Origin of the sequence: Ginsengibacter hankyongi, from assembly GCF_008710285.1 — a bacterium.
Classification (GTDB): Bacteria; Bacteroidota; Bacteroidia; order Chitinophagales; family Chitinophagaceae; genus Ginsengibacter; species Ginsengibacter hankyongi.
Genome location: NZ_VYQF01000001.1, coordinates 2,051,116 through 2,067,183 on the forward strand (window position 1 = coordinate 2,051,116; position 16,068 = coordinate 2,067,183).

The 16,068-nt window shown below is 36.0% G+C and carries 18 protein-coding genes; 5 read left to right on the forward strand and 13 right to left on the reverse strand.

Features of this window, described 5'->3' with window-relative positions; all coding sequences use genetic code 11:
• Positions 1–14 precede the first annotated feature (14 nt).
• Positions 15–2,234 carry a hypothetical protein gene (locus FW778_RS08660; RefSeq protein WP_150414200.1) on the forward strand — a complete coding sequence of 740 codons (2,220 nt, stop codon included), beginning with the start codon at positions 15–17 and terminating at the stop codon, positions 2,232–2,234.
• Here FW778_RS08660 and FW778_RS08665 read toward each other — a convergent pair.
• Entirely contained in the window at positions 2,231–3,127 is an 897-nt protein-coding gene (locus FW778_RS08665; RefSeq protein WP_150414201.1) for a diacylglycerol/lipid kinase family protein, read from the reverse strand. The genes FW778_RS08660 and FW778_RS08665 overlap by 4 nt on opposite strands.
• Positions 3,128–3,161: 34 nt before the next feature.
• Positions 3,162–4,172 carry a GTPase ObgE gene (gene obgE / locus FW778_RS08670; RefSeq protein WP_150414202.1) on the reverse strand — a complete coding sequence of 337 codons (1,011 nt, stop codon included), beginning with the start codon at positions 4,170–4,172 and terminating at the stop codon, positions 3,162–3,164.
• Positions 4,173–4,313: 141 nt separating this feature from the next.
• Between obgE and FW778_RS08675 the strand changes: the two genes are divergently transcribed.
• Positions 4,314–4,652 (forward strand): DUF6970 domain-containing protein, encoded by a 339-nt coding sequence (locus FW778_RS08675; RefSeq protein WP_150414203.1) that lies wholly within the window; start codon positions 4,314–4,316, stop codon positions 4,650–4,652.
• Between the two features lie 58 nt (positions 4,653–4,710).
• Here the strand turns inward: FW778_RS08675 and paaI are convergent, their stop codons facing one another.
• From paaI to FW778_RS08715, 8 genes are all read right to left on the reverse strand, one after another.
• Positions 4,711–5,133, reverse strand: coding sequence for a hydroxyphenylacetyl-CoA thioesterase PaaI (gene paaI / locus FW778_RS08680; protein WP_150414204.1), 423 nt, complete (start codon positions 5,131–5,133; stop codon positions 4,711–4,713).
• Between the two features lie 48 nt (positions 5,134–5,181).
• Positions 5,182–5,958, reverse strand: a complete 777-nt coding sequence (locus tag FW778_RS08685; protein WP_202552119.1) for an enoyl-CoA hydratase-related protein — start codon at positions 5,956–5,958, stop codon at positions 5,182–5,184.
• Between the two features lie 48 nt (positions 5,959–6,006).
• The gene (gene paaD / locus FW778_RS08690) at positions 6,007–6,504 is read right to left on the reverse strand and encodes a 1,2-phenylacetyl-CoA epoxidase subunit PaaD (protein WP_150414206.1); all 498 of its coding nucleotides are present in this window, start codon (positions 6,502–6,504) and stop codon (positions 6,007–6,009) included.
• Between the two features lie 5 nt (positions 6,505–6,509).
• Positions 6,510–7,268 (reverse strand): 1,2-phenylacetyl-CoA epoxidase subunit PaaC, encoded by a 759-nt coding sequence (gene paaC, locus FW778_RS08695; RefSeq protein ID WP_150414207.1) that lies wholly within the window; start codon positions 7,266–7,268, stop codon positions 6,510–6,512.
• Between the two features lie 3 nt (positions 7,269–7,271).
• Entirely contained in the window at positions 7,272–7,556 is a 285-nt protein-coding gene (gene paaB, locus FW778_RS08700; RefSeq protein WP_150414208.1) for a 1,2-phenylacetyl-CoA epoxidase subunit PaaB, read from the reverse strand.
• A gap of 66 nt (positions 7,557–7,622) precedes the next feature.
• Entirely contained in the window at positions 7,623–8,585 is a 963-nt protein-coding gene (paaA, locus tag FW778_RS08705) for a 1,2-phenylacetyl-CoA epoxidase subunit PaaA (protein WP_150414209.1), read from the reverse strand.
• A gap of 80 nt (positions 8,586–8,665) precedes the next feature.
• Positions 8,666–9,739 carry a 1,2-phenylacetyl-CoA epoxidase subunit PaaE gene (paaE, locus tag FW778_RS08710; protein WP_150414210.1) on the reverse strand — a complete coding sequence of 358 codons (1,074 nt, stop codon included), beginning with the start codon at positions 9,737–9,739 and terminating at the stop codon, positions 8,666–8,668.
• A 9-nt stretch (positions 9,740–9,748) separates the two neighbouring features.
• Complete coding sequence (locus FW778_RS08715) at positions 9,749–10,342, reverse strand: TetR/AcrR family transcriptional regulator (protein ID WP_150414211.1); 594 nt, start codon at positions 10,340–10,342, stop codon at positions 9,749–9,751.
• Positions 10,343–10,509: 167 nt separating this feature from the next.
• Between FW778_RS08715 and FW778_RS08720 the strand changes: the two genes are divergently transcribed.
• Complete coding sequence (locus FW778_RS08720) at positions 10,510–11,397, forward strand: cupin-like domain-containing protein (RefSeq protein WP_150414212.1); 888 nt, start codon at positions 10,510–10,512, stop codon at positions 11,395–11,397.
• Positions 11,398–11,648: 251 nt separating this feature from the next.
• On the opposite strand, the gene FW778_RS08725 is transcribed toward FW778_RS08720, so the two are convergent.
• The 3 genes from FW778_RS08725 to ligA are packed head-to-tail and all read right to left on the reverse strand — an operon-like array spanning position 11,649 to position 15,037.
• Positions 11,649–12,317 carry a DUF2461 domain-containing protein gene (locus tag FW778_RS08725; RefSeq protein WP_150414213.1) on the reverse strand — a complete coding sequence of 223 codons (669 nt, stop codon included), beginning with the start codon at positions 12,315–12,317 and terminating at the stop codon, positions 11,649–11,651.
• Positions 12,318–12,362: 45 nt separating this feature from the next.
• Positions 12,363–12,926: an HNH endonuclease gene (locus FW778_RS08730; protein ID WP_150414214.1), complete on the reverse strand. Its 564-nt coding sequence runs from the start codon at positions 12,924–12,926 to the stop codon at positions 12,363–12,365.
• A 29-nt stretch (positions 12,927–12,955) separates the two neighbouring features.
• Positions 12,956–15,037 carry an NAD-dependent DNA ligase LigA gene (gene ligA, locus FW778_RS08735; RefSeq protein ID WP_150414215.1) on the reverse strand — a complete coding sequence of 694 codons (2,082 nt, stop codon included), beginning with the start codon at positions 15,035–15,037 and terminating at the stop codon, positions 12,956–12,958.
• A gap of 201 nt (positions 15,038–15,238) precedes the next feature.
• Between ligA and FW778_RS08740 the strand changes: the two genes are divergently transcribed.
• Both FW778_RS08740 and FW778_RS08745 read left to right on the forward strand, forming a co-directional pair.
• Positions 15,239–15,727 (forward strand): hypothetical protein, encoded by a 489-nt coding sequence (locus FW778_RS08740; RefSeq protein WP_150414216.1) that lies wholly within the window; start codon positions 15,239–15,241, stop codon positions 15,725–15,727.
• An 8-nt stretch (positions 15,728–15,735) separates the two neighbouring features.
• Positions 15,736–16,002, forward strand: coding sequence for a T9SS type A sorting domain-containing protein (locus FW778_RS08745; protein ID WP_150414217.1), 267 nt, complete (start codon positions 15,736–15,738; stop codon positions 16,000–16,002).
• Positions 16,003–16,068: the final 66 nt, after the last annotated feature.

Below are 16,068 nucleotides of genomic sequence, written 5' to 3' on the forward strand. Positions count from 1 at the left end.
TTAATATAGTTTCTATGAAGGGATTTATAAAAATTTTTTATTATTCATTTCCTATCCAGCTATTACTTCTTCATTTCAGGAAATCCCAGGTACTTCTTATTTTCTGGCTTATTCTCTTTTTAACTATCACAGGTAATTTTATGAAATTATTTGGAGCAAATGCCTTATTTCTTGCTCCGGAGTATTTAGGTAATGTGAATGCCGCAGGGGCAGCTATTACAGGAATAGCGACGGGTATATTTATAATGAGCTGGAATATTACCACTTTCATTTTGCACAGCCAGCGCTTCCGATTTCTCGCTACAAATTCCAAACCCTTTTTAAAATATTGCGTCAATAATTCCATCATTCCAATCTGCTTCCTGGTACTTTATTTTTTTGAGGCAATTTCATTTGACCGTTACATGGAGTTAATTCCTCTTGTGGAATTTATTGCGATTGCGGCAGGGTTTACCGGTGGATTTTTGTTAGTGTTGATAGTCTCTTTCGCTTACTTCTTTACTGCGGACAGAAGAATTGTAAGAACCTTTAAGCCCGGGTTTATCGACTTTGATGAAAATAAAAAGTTTGAAAAACATGAAGACGCTATATTTGAAAACAATTTTGGTTTACCGGTAGGCCATTATTTAACTACGCGGTTCAGGTTTAGGAAAGCAAGGAAAGTAGGCCATTACAGCCAGGAGTTTTTGGATACTATATTTAAAAGACATCATTTTTCTGCGATAATAACTATAATGCTGGCTTTTATTTTTATGATGCTTATCGGTTTCTTTCTTGATCATAAAATTTTCCAGGTACCGGCAGCGGCAAGTATTCTCATATTGTTTGCTTTGTTGATTGCAGTTATTGGCGCACTTTCATATTTCATGAGAAGTTGGAGTATTTTGTTTGTCATCTTTCTTTTTATAGTCCTTAATACACTTTATGAATATGATATAATTGATCCGCGCAATAAAGCTTTCGGTCTCGATTATACGCATACTGTGAGACCGGATTATTCACTGAAGTCGCTAGAAGCTTTAAATACTCCGGAAAAAATTGAGGCCGATAAAAATAATATGATTGGCATTCTTAACCGCTGGAAAGCGAAGCAGGAAGAAAAAAAGCCGTTAATGATTGTATTTAATTTCAGTGGCGGTGGCGTAAGAAGCGCCACTTTTGCTATGAATATTTTACAACAACTTGATAGTATAAGCCAGGGAACTATTATGAAAAAAACAGTTCTCATTAGCGGTGCCTCAGGTGGCATGCTGGCTGCTGCTTACTTTAGGGAATTAGCAAGGCAAAAGGCTATTGGAAAAAATATTGATATACAAAATGGAAAGTATGTAAATAATATTTCGAAAGATTTATTGAACCCGGTTTTTTCCTCGATGATAGCAAGGGATCTTCTTTCACCTGCACAAAAATTTTCGGTTGGGCCTTACCGTTATGTTAAAGACAGGGGTTATGCGTTTGAACAAAAATTAAATTACAACACACATGGTGTTCTTGATAAAAATATTGGCTTTTACCAGGAAGATGAGAAGGACGCTAATATCCCGCTCATGATTTTAAATTCGGTTATAACAAGAGATCTTAAGAAGATGATGGTTTCAACACAGCCAATAAGTTTTATGATGCAGCCAACATTTGTTGACAGCTCAACAGCAATGAGTGGCCCGGATGCAGTGGACTTTTCAGCTATGTTCAAAAATGAGAATCCGATGAATCTTCGTTTGCTAACGGCCCTTAGAATGAACGCAAGTTATCCCTATATTTTACCAAGCGTATGGCTCCCCTCAAGGCCCGTAATAGATGTGATGGATGCGGGACTTCGTGATAATTACGGCCAGGAAACGTCCTTACGTTTTTTGCATGTTTTTAAAGATTGGATAGCCGCTAACACGCGTGGAGTATTAATTATCCAGGTTCGGGCTATGCAAAAAGGAAGTTGGGCAACACCTTATGAGAATGGAGGTATACTTAGTATTCTTACAAAACCTTTTTCCATGTTGCAGGTTAACTGGTTCAGGTTGCAGGACTACTTCCAGGATGATGAAATTACCTACACGGAAAGTCTCGATAGTAATCTTCACCGGGTTACTTTTATGTATATTCCTGAAAAAGAAGAAAAGGGCGCAACGCTTAATTTTCATTTAACTGCAAGGGAAAAAAAAGAAGTAATTGCTTCATCAGGAAGAAAAAATAATGTAGAAGCTTTTGAAGAAGTAAAAAAATTCTTACAACATTAAGGCCTTATTAGAGTAAAAGCTGAGGGCAAAATTTCGATATCAAATTTTTTAGCGGTAGGTGCATGGTCGCCATCAATATGCAAAGGAGCCATTTCGGGATTTATGATTTGAAGTGATCCGGTTTGAAAATAAAGTATGTTTTTCTTATGAAAATTTTTTTCTTCAAAAGTGATTATTTTTCCTGTTTTCATTTGTTTGAAAACCGACCATATAATTCGAAGTTTACTCATTTTTTTAACCACAATTATATCAAGCAAACCATCATTTAAACTTGCCTCGGGTGCGATAGTAAAATTATTGCCAAACTGGTTGCTGTTTGCAATGCAAATGAAAAAAGCATCTACTTTAAACGTCGTGTCGCGAACCTTCAATTCAAAATGATATGGGGTAGCAGCTAAGAAATTTTTAAAAGTTTGTTTTATATAAGTTGACAAACCCCTTTTTTTTTGTAACGAAAAATCATAGGCAACTTGTGCATCAAGGCCAATGCCACACAGCATACAACTTAATTTTCCATTAATTAAAAAAGAATCAACACAACTGGTTTTGCCCTTGAATATTATTTCAAGTGCTTTATCAACTGAGCGTGGAATTTTAGCAGTAAAAGCAAGCCCGTTGCCGGAACCTGTTGGGATAATACCAATATTAACTTTGACGTTTAACAAGGAAGATATAACAGGGCTAAGTGTTCCATCGCCACCGCAAATAACAACATCAGTAACTTTATCCTGCTTTATTTGTTCCCTCAAGAACGAATAATTCCCATCTGCTGCGGTAAATAATATTTTAAAGCCAATATTATGCTCCTCGCATTTTTGCACAATTTTCTTTTCTAACTGCAACTTGTTGCGTGTACCCGAAATTGGATTTATGAAAAATAAAATGTTACGCATATTGTTTTAAGGAGAAATTCGGAAGAAACACATCTTATTCATGAATAATTTCATTTTCATTTAAGGCAGCCCATAACAGATCCTTAAGTTTTACAAGCCCCTGGTTAGCTAATGATGAAATGAAAATATGGGGAACATCTTCTGGTAATTCCTTTGCAATAGCCTCTTTTAATTCATCATCGAGCATATCACTTTTGCTTATGGCGATTATAAATTTTTTATCAAGCAATTCAGGATTGTATTCCCTGAGTTCGTTTTTTAATATTTCAAATTCTTCACGATGACCGTTACTATCTGCAGGGATTACAAAAAGTAAAACGGGATTACGTTCTATGTGTCGTAAGAATCTAAAGCCGAGGCCTTTGCCTTCTGCAGCGCCTTCAATAATTCCCGGCAGATCGGCAACGCAAAAGCTTTTACCATCGCGGTAATCAACCATTCCAAGTTGTGGAGTTAAAGTGGTAAATGCATAGTTTGCAATCTTTGGTTTTGCTGCCGTTATAACCGATAATAAAGTTGATTTTCCTGCGTTAGGAAAACCTACTAATCCTACATCAGCCAATACTTTTAATTCTAAAATTTTCCATCCTTCCTCGCCTTCTTCTCCGGGTTGCGAATGTTGCGGTGCCTGGTTGGTTGGCGTTGCAAAATGAGAATTACCCTGGCCTCCCCGACCGCCTTTCATTAAAATTATTTCTTGTCCGTCTTCTAAAATTTCCGCTTCGACTTTACCGGTTTCCTCATCTTTTGCAATAGTTCCTAACGGAACCTCAATAATAACATCTTTACCATCACGCCCGGTGCAATTATTTTTACTTCCGTTTTCCCCATTGTCAGCTAATACATTTTTAAAATAACGAAGATGTAACAGCGTCCATAAATCTTTGCTTCCACGAAGTATAATATGCGCACCTCTTCCACCATCCCCTCCATCAGGGCCTCCAAAAGCGGTGAGTTTATTGCGCATGAAATGTGTGCTCCCGGCACCTCCATGACCGCTTTTGCAAAATATTCTTATATAATCAATAAAATTTGTCTTTTCCATTCCGGTAAAGGTCGCAAAGTTTTTTTAGTAATAATTTTTAAGAAGTGCATTCAAATAGTTAACCAAATTTTTCATTTTTAAATGCAACGTAGCTTATTCTTTCATTGTCAGTAATAAAAGTATTAATAAATTAATTTTTGAATGATGAGATATAGCTTATTGATTTTATGTGTGTGTATGTTTTCATGCACAAAAAATATTTTACAAACGTCGCCTTCATGCATACAGCAAAAGGTGAACACATTTAAAAGCGAACCAAAGGGAAACCCGCCCCAATCTATAATACAATATACTTATCACAAGAAAAAAGTATTTTATATTCCACCACAGTGTTGCGATCAATATAGTGACGTTTACGATGATAATTGTAATTTAATAGGACACCCCGATGGAGGTTTTACTGGAAAGGGTGATGGAACGCCGGTAAATTTTTTTGAAGATGCAAAATATGCAAAAGTTATTTGGAAAGACGACCCGTAATAATTGCAGAATTTATTGCTAAAATCATTTAGAAGATCTTTAATGATAATTCTAATCGTCAAACAAGATTTTTATTAGTTCTAGAACATGTTCCCTTAAATAAGGCAACGATATGGTTGCGCTGATTGGTAATTGTAACCTGGTAAAGCCCGGTTGACTTTCCATTATGTATTTCCTTTGTTTCTGCAATAAGCTTATCACCCACATGCACGGGTTTTAAAAAATTGATTGATGTGTCTAAAGCAACCGATAAATTATTCCGGTTATTGCAAGCAAAAGCGAACGAACTATCCGCCAGTGAAAATGTAATTCCGCCATGCACAATTCCAAGACCATTTATCATTTCGCTTCGTACTGTCATTTTTATTTTACTATATCCTTCTTTAATTTCTATTATGCTAATACCAAGCCACTGGCTGAAAAGATCATCTTTCATCATTTGATTTACGACTTCGTTGGCTAATTCATCCTTTGGTATCATTTGAATTCTTTTATTCCCATTAATCTGGCAGTCCCTTAAATTTTCCTGCTACTCCCCTGTAAAATTAGCTTTTCGCTTTTCAAAAAAAGCGGCAACACCTTCTTTGAAATCTTTTGTAAGCGCAGCCATTTGCTGCAGTTCATCTTCCACACTTAACTGTTGCATTAAGTTATTTTCCATTGATTTATTAAGTGCTCGTTTCGTGTAGGCGAGACCTTTAGTAGGGAGGTCAGCAAGCGTAAAAGCAATTTTTTCAGCTTCTTTGGTAAATACTTTATCTGCAAAAAATTTATAGATCATACCAGTTCTTTCAGCTTCCTGTGCCGAAATTTTATCTCCAAGCATCATGAAGGCGCTTGCTCTTTGCACACCTATCAACCTGGGTAAAAAAAAAGTTCCGGCGTTATCTGGTATCAATCCAATTTTACTAAAAGCCTGTATGAAGAAAGCCGATTGAGTGGCTACTACTACATCACAACATAAAGCAATATTGGCGCCTGCACCAGCGGCTACACCATTTACAGCCGCTAGTATGGGCTTATTTAAATTTCTTATTTTAGTAACGATGGGGTTATAATGTTCCTTTAAAATTCTTTCCATTCCCGGCCCATCCGGATCCGTTATTTCTGCAAGATCCTGACCGGCACAAAAGGCCTTACCAGAACCAGTGAGATAAACACATCTTACATTGTTGTTGCATTCACATTCATCTAAAGTCTTTTGAAAAGACAGAGCCATTTCCCTGTTGAATGCATTATATTTTTCGGGACGGTTAAGGGTGATAACTGCAATGTTGCTTTTTATTTCTGAAATAATTAAAGACATAATAGAGTAAAGTAAACTAAATTTTATCTCTTTAAAGATACATTGGATTTAATGACATTTAAAATAATCAAAAGGCTCTAAACAATCATTGCATTGGTACAAAGCTTTGCATGCAGTAGAACCAAACTGGCTTATCAATTTTGTATTTAAAGAATGGCAATGCGGGCACTCTACTTTTAATTCTTCTAAATATTTTTTATCAAAACTTTTACCGATAGGTGGTGTAATTCCATAAGCCTTTAATTTTTCTTTTCCATTTTCGATCATCCAATCTGTTGTCCAGGCAGGAGAAAGTTGCTGGGTAATTTTTATTTTTTTGAATCCATTTTCTGTAAGAGCTATTCTTATATTCATTGAAATTACATCCATTACAGGGCAGCCGCTGTATGTTGGAGTAATGAAAATTTCAATTGCATCATTGCTCAATTGAATGTCTCTCACAATTCCCAAATCAATAATTGATAAAACCGGAATCTCAGGATCATAAACATCTTCCATTAATTTCCAGGCTTTATTAATTGTAACATTTTGTTTTGTTTCTTCCATAATTATTACCATTCACAACCAGGATAAGCTCTTTGTAAAAACTGCATTTCTGCAAGCAGGTAACCGAGATGTTCTGTATGGATGCCATTTTTACCTCCCGTTTGCATCCAGGTATTTTTGTCTTCAGGATATGATAAGGTAGCTTCTTCTAAAACACTTTTTACTCTACCCATCCAATCATTTTTTATCTCACTTACGTCAACGCTTATTCGATTATTTATAAGCAAACTTTCATATTCCGCCGGTTGAAACATTTCGCCGGTAAAAGGCCAAACCTCTTCCATTGCTAATTTTATTCTTTTGTTACTTTCTTCAGTTCCATCTCCAAGTCGTATAACCCATTCGCTGCTCCATCTTACATGGTAAGTAACTTCTTTTAGTGATTTTTCGGCAATGGCAGCCAGTTGCTTATCAGAAGAATCTATTAATTTTTGATAAAAACAAAACTGGTAAGTACTGAATAAAAACAATTTCATTATTGTTTTCGCCCAGTCACCATTTGGTATTTCAGTAATTAAAAGATTTTTGAATTCACGTGCATCCCGCAAATAGGCAAGTAAATCTTCTGTAACAGAATCATCTTTTAATGCTGCGGCATATTGATAAAAATTTCTTGACTGGCCAATTAAATCCAAAGCGATGTTACTAATAGCAATATCCTGTTCCAACATAGGACCGTGGCCCGTCCATTCACTCAGGCGATGGCCCATTGTGAGACTGTTATCTGCAAGATGAAGTGTATAATTAAATAAATTATTTTCCATGTATTACATGTGTTTCAATTCATCCGGTAAATTATAGAAAGTGGGATGACGATAAATTTTATCGTTGGCCGGATCATAAAGGCTTGCAGCTTCATCCGGGTTCGATGAATGAATATTTTTTGATTCCACCACCCAAATGCTTACTCCTTCCATTCTGCGGGTATACACATCTCTTGCATTTTCGATGGCCGTTTGTGCATCAGCAGCATGCAGGCTTCCCACATGTTTATGATCAAGACCTTGCTTGCTTCTTATAAAAACTTCCCAAAGAGGTTCTTCATTATTCATTTATTTTCTGCTTTAGATATTTATTAAATATTAATTGATTTAATCTTTGATACGATTGCAGACTTACTAATTTCTAAAACTTTCAAATTCCCCTGAAGGGGATTTAGGGGCTTTTTTCCTGGCATAAGCCAACGCAGCTTCTCTCACCCATTCACCATTTTCGTGTGCACTAACTCTTGCGGCTAAACGCTCTTTATTGCACGGGCCATTGCCTTTTATTACATTAAAAAATTCATTCCAGTTTATTTCACCAAAATCATAGTGTTGCCGTTTTTCATTCCATACAAGTTTATCATCCGGGATAGTAATACCAAGAATATCTGCCTGCTCATTACAAACGTCAACAAACTTTTGCCTTAGTTCATCATTGCTAAATCTTTTTATTTTCCATTTCATACTTTGGGCTGTGTGTGGCGATGTATCATCGTTTGGGCCAAACATCATAAGGCTTGGCCACCACCACCTGTTCAATGCATCCTGGGCCATTTCCTTTTGTTCTTTTGAACCTTTGCAAAGAGTAAGCAAAATTTCAAAACCCTGGCGCTGATGAAAACTTTCTTCTTTACAAATCCTTACCATCGCACGTGCATAGGGGCCGTAAGAAGCCCGGCACAATGGAACCTGGTTCATAATGGCAGCTCCATCTACGAGCCAGCCAATTGCGCCAATATCAGCCCATGTTAAAGTGGGATAATTAAAGATGGATGAATATTTTGCTTTACCGCTTAATAACTGGTCAACCATTTCTTCCCTGGTGATACCCATTGTTTCCGCAGCCGAATATAAATACAAACCGTGGCCGGCTTCATCCTGAACTTTAGCAAGCAAAGTGGCTTTACGCCGCAAGGATGGCGCCCGGGTTATCCAGTTTGCTTCAGGAAGCATCCCTACAATTTCGCTGTGTGCATGTTGGCTTATTTGTCTTATTAATGTTTTTCGATAGTCATCGGGCATCCAGTCTTTGGGCTCTATTCTTATTTCCTCCGCTATTTTATCGTCAAAAACTTTTTGTAATTCTTCTGTAGCCATTGTGATAAATTATAGAAATAAAGTTACAATTCTGAATTGTAAAAACTAACAAGTGTTAGTTAAAATGATAAATTTAAAATTCATTTATTATCAAAATCAACAAAAACTTTTTCACTTCTTGGATGAGATTGACAAGTTAATACAAAACCCGCTTTTACCTCATCAGGTTCTAAGCCATAGTTCACTTCCATTTCAACTTTACCTTCTATAAGTTTTGCTTTGCAGGTTGTACAAACTCCGCCTTTACACGCAAATGGCAGGTCAGCGCCTTGCGCTAAGGCTGCATCTAAAATAGTATTGCTATCATAGTCGAGTTTGAAGTTAAAGCTGCGGCCATCAGATGTTACTGTGATCTCACTGCCTTCATCTTTTTTTTCTTTTACATCACTATAAGCTTTTATATTTTTTCTTGTTGGTGTAATAAATAATTCAAAGTGAATTTTGTTGTCTTCAACTCCTTTATTTTCCAAGAATTCTTTCACAGTAAATATCATTCCTTCGGGTCCGCAGATGAAAAATTCATCCATAAATTTAAAGTCAATCAGCCTGGAAAACTGGCGACATTTTTCAGCATCTATTCTTCCATAATTAATGTCAGCTTCTGTTCTCTCCCTGCTTAAAACATAGTAAATTCGGAAGCGTTGCAGGTATTTATCTTTTAGTGCTTCGAGTTGTTCTTTAAAGATTATAGAAGAAACATTTTTATTGCCATATACAAGGGTTACATAGCTTTCGGGCTCGGTTAAAAGGATTGTTTTAATAATGGAAATAACGGGGGTGATACCACTACCTGCTGCAAAAAAAACATAATTCTTTTTGTTTAGAATATTTACCTCAGTAAAAAAAGTTCCCGTGGGCGGCAGCACATCAAGCACATCTCCTTCTTTCAATTTTTGATTGGCAAATGAAGAGAATGCGCCACCAGTAACTTTTTTTACTCCAATTCTTAATTCATTATCAAGCGGACTGCTGCAAATTGAATAGGAGCGCCTGATTTCTTCTCCGGTAATTGTTGATTTAATGGTGATGTTTTGCCCTTGCTTAAAAACAAAATCATTTTTTAATTGATCAGGAATATCAAAGGCAATAGAAACACAATCGCTTGTTTCTTTCCGTATATTTTTAACCTTTAACTTATGAAAATGGAGCGCCACTTTTTGGTTTTATTTGTTCCTTAATCCTTCAATTAATAGCTTAATCATATTTTCTTCGAGCAATTTTGCATCTATCTTTTTCCCGGACTTTTGCCATCCTTCAATACCACTTAAAGCTGATAAAATGATAAGCACTGCTACATAAGGATTAACAGCATTTATTTGTTTATTATCAATCCCTTTTTGTAAAATTGCGGCTAACCGTGAGCGGTAGTTTCGCCGCTGATTAGTGAAATCAGTTAAAAATGGCTCACGTAAATGTTTCCATTCATGGTCGGAAATATATACACTTTCAAACTCATCTATCATCATTGAAATATGAAACCGAATAATATTTTCAATTTTTTCCAGGTTCGACTTTCGGCAGAGTTCAACTTCTCTTAAATGATCTGTAAACATCTTCGCAATTCTAAAACAGATGTCTTTTAAAATTTCATTTTTTGATTCTATATGATTGTACAGGCTGGGAGCTTCCACCCCAATAGCCTCAGCAATATCACGCATGGAAGTTGCCGTAAAGCCCTTCTTCCTGAAAAGCGAGGATGCCTTTCGGGTTATTACTTCTTTTTTAGAGCCATTTTTCCCTATAATGATTTTGCCCATTTATAAAAAGAGTTTTTTCAAAACTAACACTTATTAGTTTTTTTATTGTAGTTTAAAGGAATTTGATAATTATTCTTAATTATTATTTTTAAAATTTAAAGTACTATTATCATTTTCGGGGATATTAAGCGTGAAGAATAATTATTTTTGCAACTCAAATATTGTTAATGCAATTACAACCTGTAGATAAAGTCGAATTCATTTCTCCGGAAGATTTTAAGAATAATTATTACCTGCCTAAAAAACCACTCGTAATAACGGGGCTTGCGAAACAATGGCCCGCTTATAATAAATGGACGTGGGATTATTTTAAGGAAATTGTGGGCGATAAGAAAGTAGGCCTTTATAATAATGTGAAGAGCGATGCTTATACGCCGATAAATACTGCAGATGATTATAAAACATTCGGTGAATATGTTGATATGATTAAGCAGGGGCCAGCCGGTTGGAGAATTTTTCTTTTTAATATTTTCGATCATGCGCCGCAACTTATACAGGACTTTACCTGGCCTGAAGATCTTATGAAAGGTTATGTAAAAAAATACCCAATGTTATTTACGGGGGGCCAAACATCAATAACACACATGCATTTTGATATTGATCTTTCTCACATTCTGCATACACAGTTTGCCGGCAGAAAAAAGGTCTTGTTATTTCGCCATGAAGAACAGCACAAGTTATATCGCAAGCCTTTTGAAGTATTGAGCCTGGCTGATTTTTCAAATTATAATCAAGGCTCGGGCAACCCGGATTATGAAAAATTTCCTGCTTTGAAATATGCGAAGGGATACGAATTAATCCTGGAACATGGCGATACACTATTTATGCCAGCAGGTTACTGGCATCACATGGAGTATCTTGACAGCGGATTTGCGATGAGTCTTCGTGCCCTGCAAAGCACCCTGGCCGGAAAAGCTAAAGGGGCGTGGAACTTATTTGGAATGAGAAGTATTGATACAGTTATGAAAAAGACATACCCCAAGTGGTGGTATAATTATAAAATAAAACAAATCAACAAGCTTGCCGACGAAGAATTAAAAAAAAATTTTAATTAACTGCCGGAAAATTCTTTTTATTACGAATAATTGTTAATTTAGCAGCCCATTCCTGATTCCTTTTCCTGAATTTAAAAACCGCTCACACAAAAACCCAATAGCTTTAAATAAGGTTGATATTTATTAATATCCTCTTCAAGACATTCTCAAGAAATTAGAACTTTTTCTTGTGGTTTCAGAGGTAAGCAAGGCCGGTGATTTTTATCACTGGCCGTTTTTATTATACAGATTTGAGTGGGATTTTTTTTCGGTTATTCCATCGAGCGATTGATAAATTTTACTAATGGCATTAATGCCCTGAAAGCCTGCTCCGCTTCTTTTACAAGATCTTTATTTGAAAGTAATGTGTCGCGGATGTCTTTAGTCGCCACAAAACTTTTCAATTTTAAAAAAGCCGCTGCCGGATTTTCTTTGTCATATCCTTTGGGAACATTTACAAGCATTTGCTTTTGGTCCATTTCAAGACCAGGATATTGTTTTTTAAATGATGAACTGGTAATAATTTTTTTAAATTCCGGGAAACAATAGTCGATCTCCTGCCGTAATTTTTTTAAAGCGATGGGTTCAGGCATCCAAAGTCCTCCACCTGCAAAGCTCTTTCCTCCGGGCTCCAGGTGAAAATAATAGCCGGCAAATATTGACTTCTTGCCACCCCTGTTAAAAGATGCACCCATATTAGTTTTGTAAGGAGTTTTATCTTTTGAAAATCTTATATCCCGGTTAATACGAAAAGTGCAATTTTTAGGTTGAAGTTCTTTTATATCATCATCAAATGCTGAAATTTTGACAATAAGTTCCCGGACAAAATTTTCAAAATCAATTTTGGCTGAAAGATATTTTGCCTTGTGATCATCGAACCACGTCTTGTTGTTATTTTTTTTAAGCTCTTTTAAAAAGCTTACAGTTGAGGCATGAAACATTGATAGGAAAAGAGTTTCCGTCTTAGAATTTAATAAAGGGAAATTTTATTTTACGTTACTCCAGTTCTCCCCGCTTTTAATTCTGTAAATGGTCATTTCACTTACTTTATACTTATCTGCAATTTGCTTATAAGTAAGCTTACGGCGTGGATTGTCAATAAAAGCTTTAATAGCCTTTACCTGGGTTAAATTAAGTTTTAAGCCCTGCGTTCTTGAATGTTGAACTTTTTTGTAGGCAATTTTCTCCGGGCTTTTTTGTTGATGTGCACTTACATCTTTTTGAGATGCCCATTTAAGATTTTTAGCATTGTTATCAGTTTTGTTGTGATTGAGATGGATAACAAATTTATCTTTCGGAGAACTTTTCTTGGTAAAAAACTTAGCGACTTCGCGATGGAAATAAATAGTACCGTTACTTCCATCGATATGGAGGTTTAGCGTTTTGTACCCGGAAGTAAGAGATCCTTCCAATAACTTTCCATCTTTATGAATGTCTTCATAATAACTGGCCGCCCGGCCATGAGAGGAGATGGCGTATTTTTTGCGCAATATTTTCCAGCCTTTAAACTGAAGTTGCTTCCATTGTTCACCGTTTATTTTTTTTATCATAGCCAATTGTTTAAAATAAAGTTACAAAACTAAGTTTGGATCATATTCAAAAATTCCTGTTCATTTATAATTTTTATAGATTTTATTTTTTTTGCTTTATCAAGTTTGCTGCCTGCTGAATCCCCGGTTACAAGATAATCAAGATTACTACTAACGGAGGAAAGAAGTTTCCCTCCGTTATCTTCTGCAAGTTTTTCAGCCTCGTTTCTTTTTAAAGTTGGCAGCGTACCTGTAAATAAAAAAGTTTGCCCTGAAAGCTTTCCTATTTTATCTTCAACCTTATCCCCCTTTGTGTTTAATCCAATGGCAGCAAGTATAGTAAGCATTTTTATGTTATCATCGTTATGAAAAAATTCATAAATACTTTCGCCCACTTTGCTTCCAATGTCTTTCAATTGTTGTAATTGCTCTATTGAAAAATGTTGTAGTTCAAAGATATTTTCAACACTCTTGCCCAACGTTTTTGCGGTGGCTTCACCCACATATCTTATTCCAAGGCCAAAGATAAGCCGGTGTAGACTTTGATTTTTAGAGCTCTCAATTGCATTGCGAAGATTATCAATAGATTTTTGTCCAAAGCCCTCGAGGCTTGAAATTTCTTCGTAGTTAAGCGAATAAATGCCTGGAATATTTTTTAGCAATCCTAAGGAATAAAATTTACGAACATTAGCTTCTCCCATGCTTTTGATGTCCATAGCATCTTTGCTTACAAAATGGATAATGCGTTCAACAACCTGTGCTTCGCAATTAATATTTACGCATCGCCATACCGCCTCGCCCTCAGGCTTTACTAACGGATCGTCACACACGGGGCAATTTGATGGAAAAATTATTTTCTTTTCTTTTCCGGTCCTTAATTCGGCAAGAGGCTTTACAATATATGGAATCACATCGCCTGCCCTTTCTACTATAACTGAATCGCCTATGCGCAAATCTTTTTCTTCAATTACATCAGCATTAAAAAGTGAAATTGAAGAAACAGTAACCCCGCCTATGTGCACGGGCTCTATCTTTGCCACAGGCGTTATAGAGCCTGTGCGGCCTACCTGGAATTCAACACTTCTTAATATTGAAGTTGCCTGCCTTGCTTTAAATTTATAAGCAATTGCCCATCGTGGATGATGAGTTGTGCTACCGGTTTGTTGCTGTAACTCGACCTCATTTACTTTTATCACCATTCCATCTATTTCATAAGGCAACTCATCTCTTTTTGTTTCGAACTCTTTGCAGAAGTTTATAACCTGTTCAATGTCCGGTAACACTTTTTTTTCGTTTACCGGCGTTTTAAACCCTAGCTCCGCAAGCATTTGGAGAGATCCGGCGTGTGTTGTTAGAAGGCTTTTATTTTTTGAAATGCTTTTTTCATTCAGTTTAATATAACTTATGTGGTATAGAATTGCCTCGAGCTTTCTTTTTCTTACAGCACCCGGATCTTTCATTCTCAGGGAACCTGCAGCAGCATTTCTTGGATTGGCTAACGGAGCTAATCCTTCTTCAGCCAAAGACTTATTATATTGCCTGAAGTTTTCTTTCGTCATCAATACCTCTCCACGTATCTCTATTAATTCAATTCCATAATCAGAAAATTTTGCAGATAAAGGAACAGACCCGATCTGTTTAATATTAACGGTAATATCATCACCTGCACTTCCATCGCCACGGGTGGCTCCTCTTTTCAGCATATTATTTTCATAGATAAGTGAAATGCTTGCTCCGTCAAATTTTGGTTCGGCGCTATAAATAATGTGCCTGGTATTCACAAGGCCTTTTATTCTTTTATCCCAATCAATAAGGTCTTGCGAATTATAACTATTTTCCAGGCTTAGCATGGGTACCAGGTGCGGTACGGTTATAAATTCTTTATTTAAACTATTGCCAACTCTTTGAGTCGGAGAATCGGAAGTTATTAATGAAGGATTTTCTTTTTCCAGCTTTTCCAGTGTCTTATAAAGACTGTCATATTCTGCGTCTGAAACTAGAGGATCGTTTAAAATATAGTACCGGTATTCATGAAACCTTAAGACATTTCTTAGCTCATCAATTGTACCTGCATTTTTCGGCAGCCTGTTAGTTAAAGCCTGTAAATCTTTTGTTTGTTCTTTTGTGTACATTAAAAAGTTTGTTGTAAAAATAAAAATAGTCTTTTTAAGTATTACACTTAAGCAGGTAAAAGCTGGCGCAATAAAAAAGTGAAAAATTTAGGCAATATCAGGAGTTAAATTTGATTTACTTTAATTCTCCGCGAAATTTTTTTTGCTGCCTGATTAAAAGTTTAGAATAATGTGTTTATTTTACACAATAAATTGCCTGATATGAAGAAAGTTCTACTTTTTACTTTCGCCTTGCTTTTATTTGGTTTTCAAAGTTTTTCCCAGTTATTATCGTGGTCTCCCGGCTTCATACAGGAAAGCAGCACGCCTGTTGTGATAACAGTTGATGCAACGAAAGGCAATCATGGGTTATTGAATTATACACCTGTTTCTGATGTATATTTACACATAGGTGTTATAACAAATTTGAGCACCGGCGCTTCTGATTGGAAGTATGTTTCAAGCGTTTGGGCTACTACGAATCCATTGTTTCAGGCAACTTCTTTAGGCGGGAATAGGTGGTCTTATACAATAACAGGTGGCTTGCGTTCTTACGATGGACAAGATTTCTCAACAATTGCACAAATTAAAGCTATGGGTATCAGCAACTATTCTTATGTTGATAATTCAATACACACCGAGGCGGGAGTATTTTATTATCGGTTGAAGAGCTTTGATAAAGATGTCATTTTAAATACAGTCCCGTTGTAAAAATAAAAATGCCTAACAGAAGGTTTGTAAGTGTAATCCCTAATCCTTTTAGACAAAAATTATTAGTAACTATCGAAGCTTTAATTCCCGGAAGAGTAATTCTTATTATAAACGACAATAGCGGAAGACAGTTATATAAGCAAAGTAAAAACATAACAGCAGGAACCAATGAGATAGAAATAAACGAAGCTGCAAAACTCTCAAGGGGCATGTACATACTTACGGTTATTGAATCAAAGCAAACGCAAAGTATTAAAGTAATAAAAGGCAATTAATAAAAATTTATTTGTAGAACTGTTTTATTTTATAATCAATCTTTAATTTTATTTTCTTTATACCTC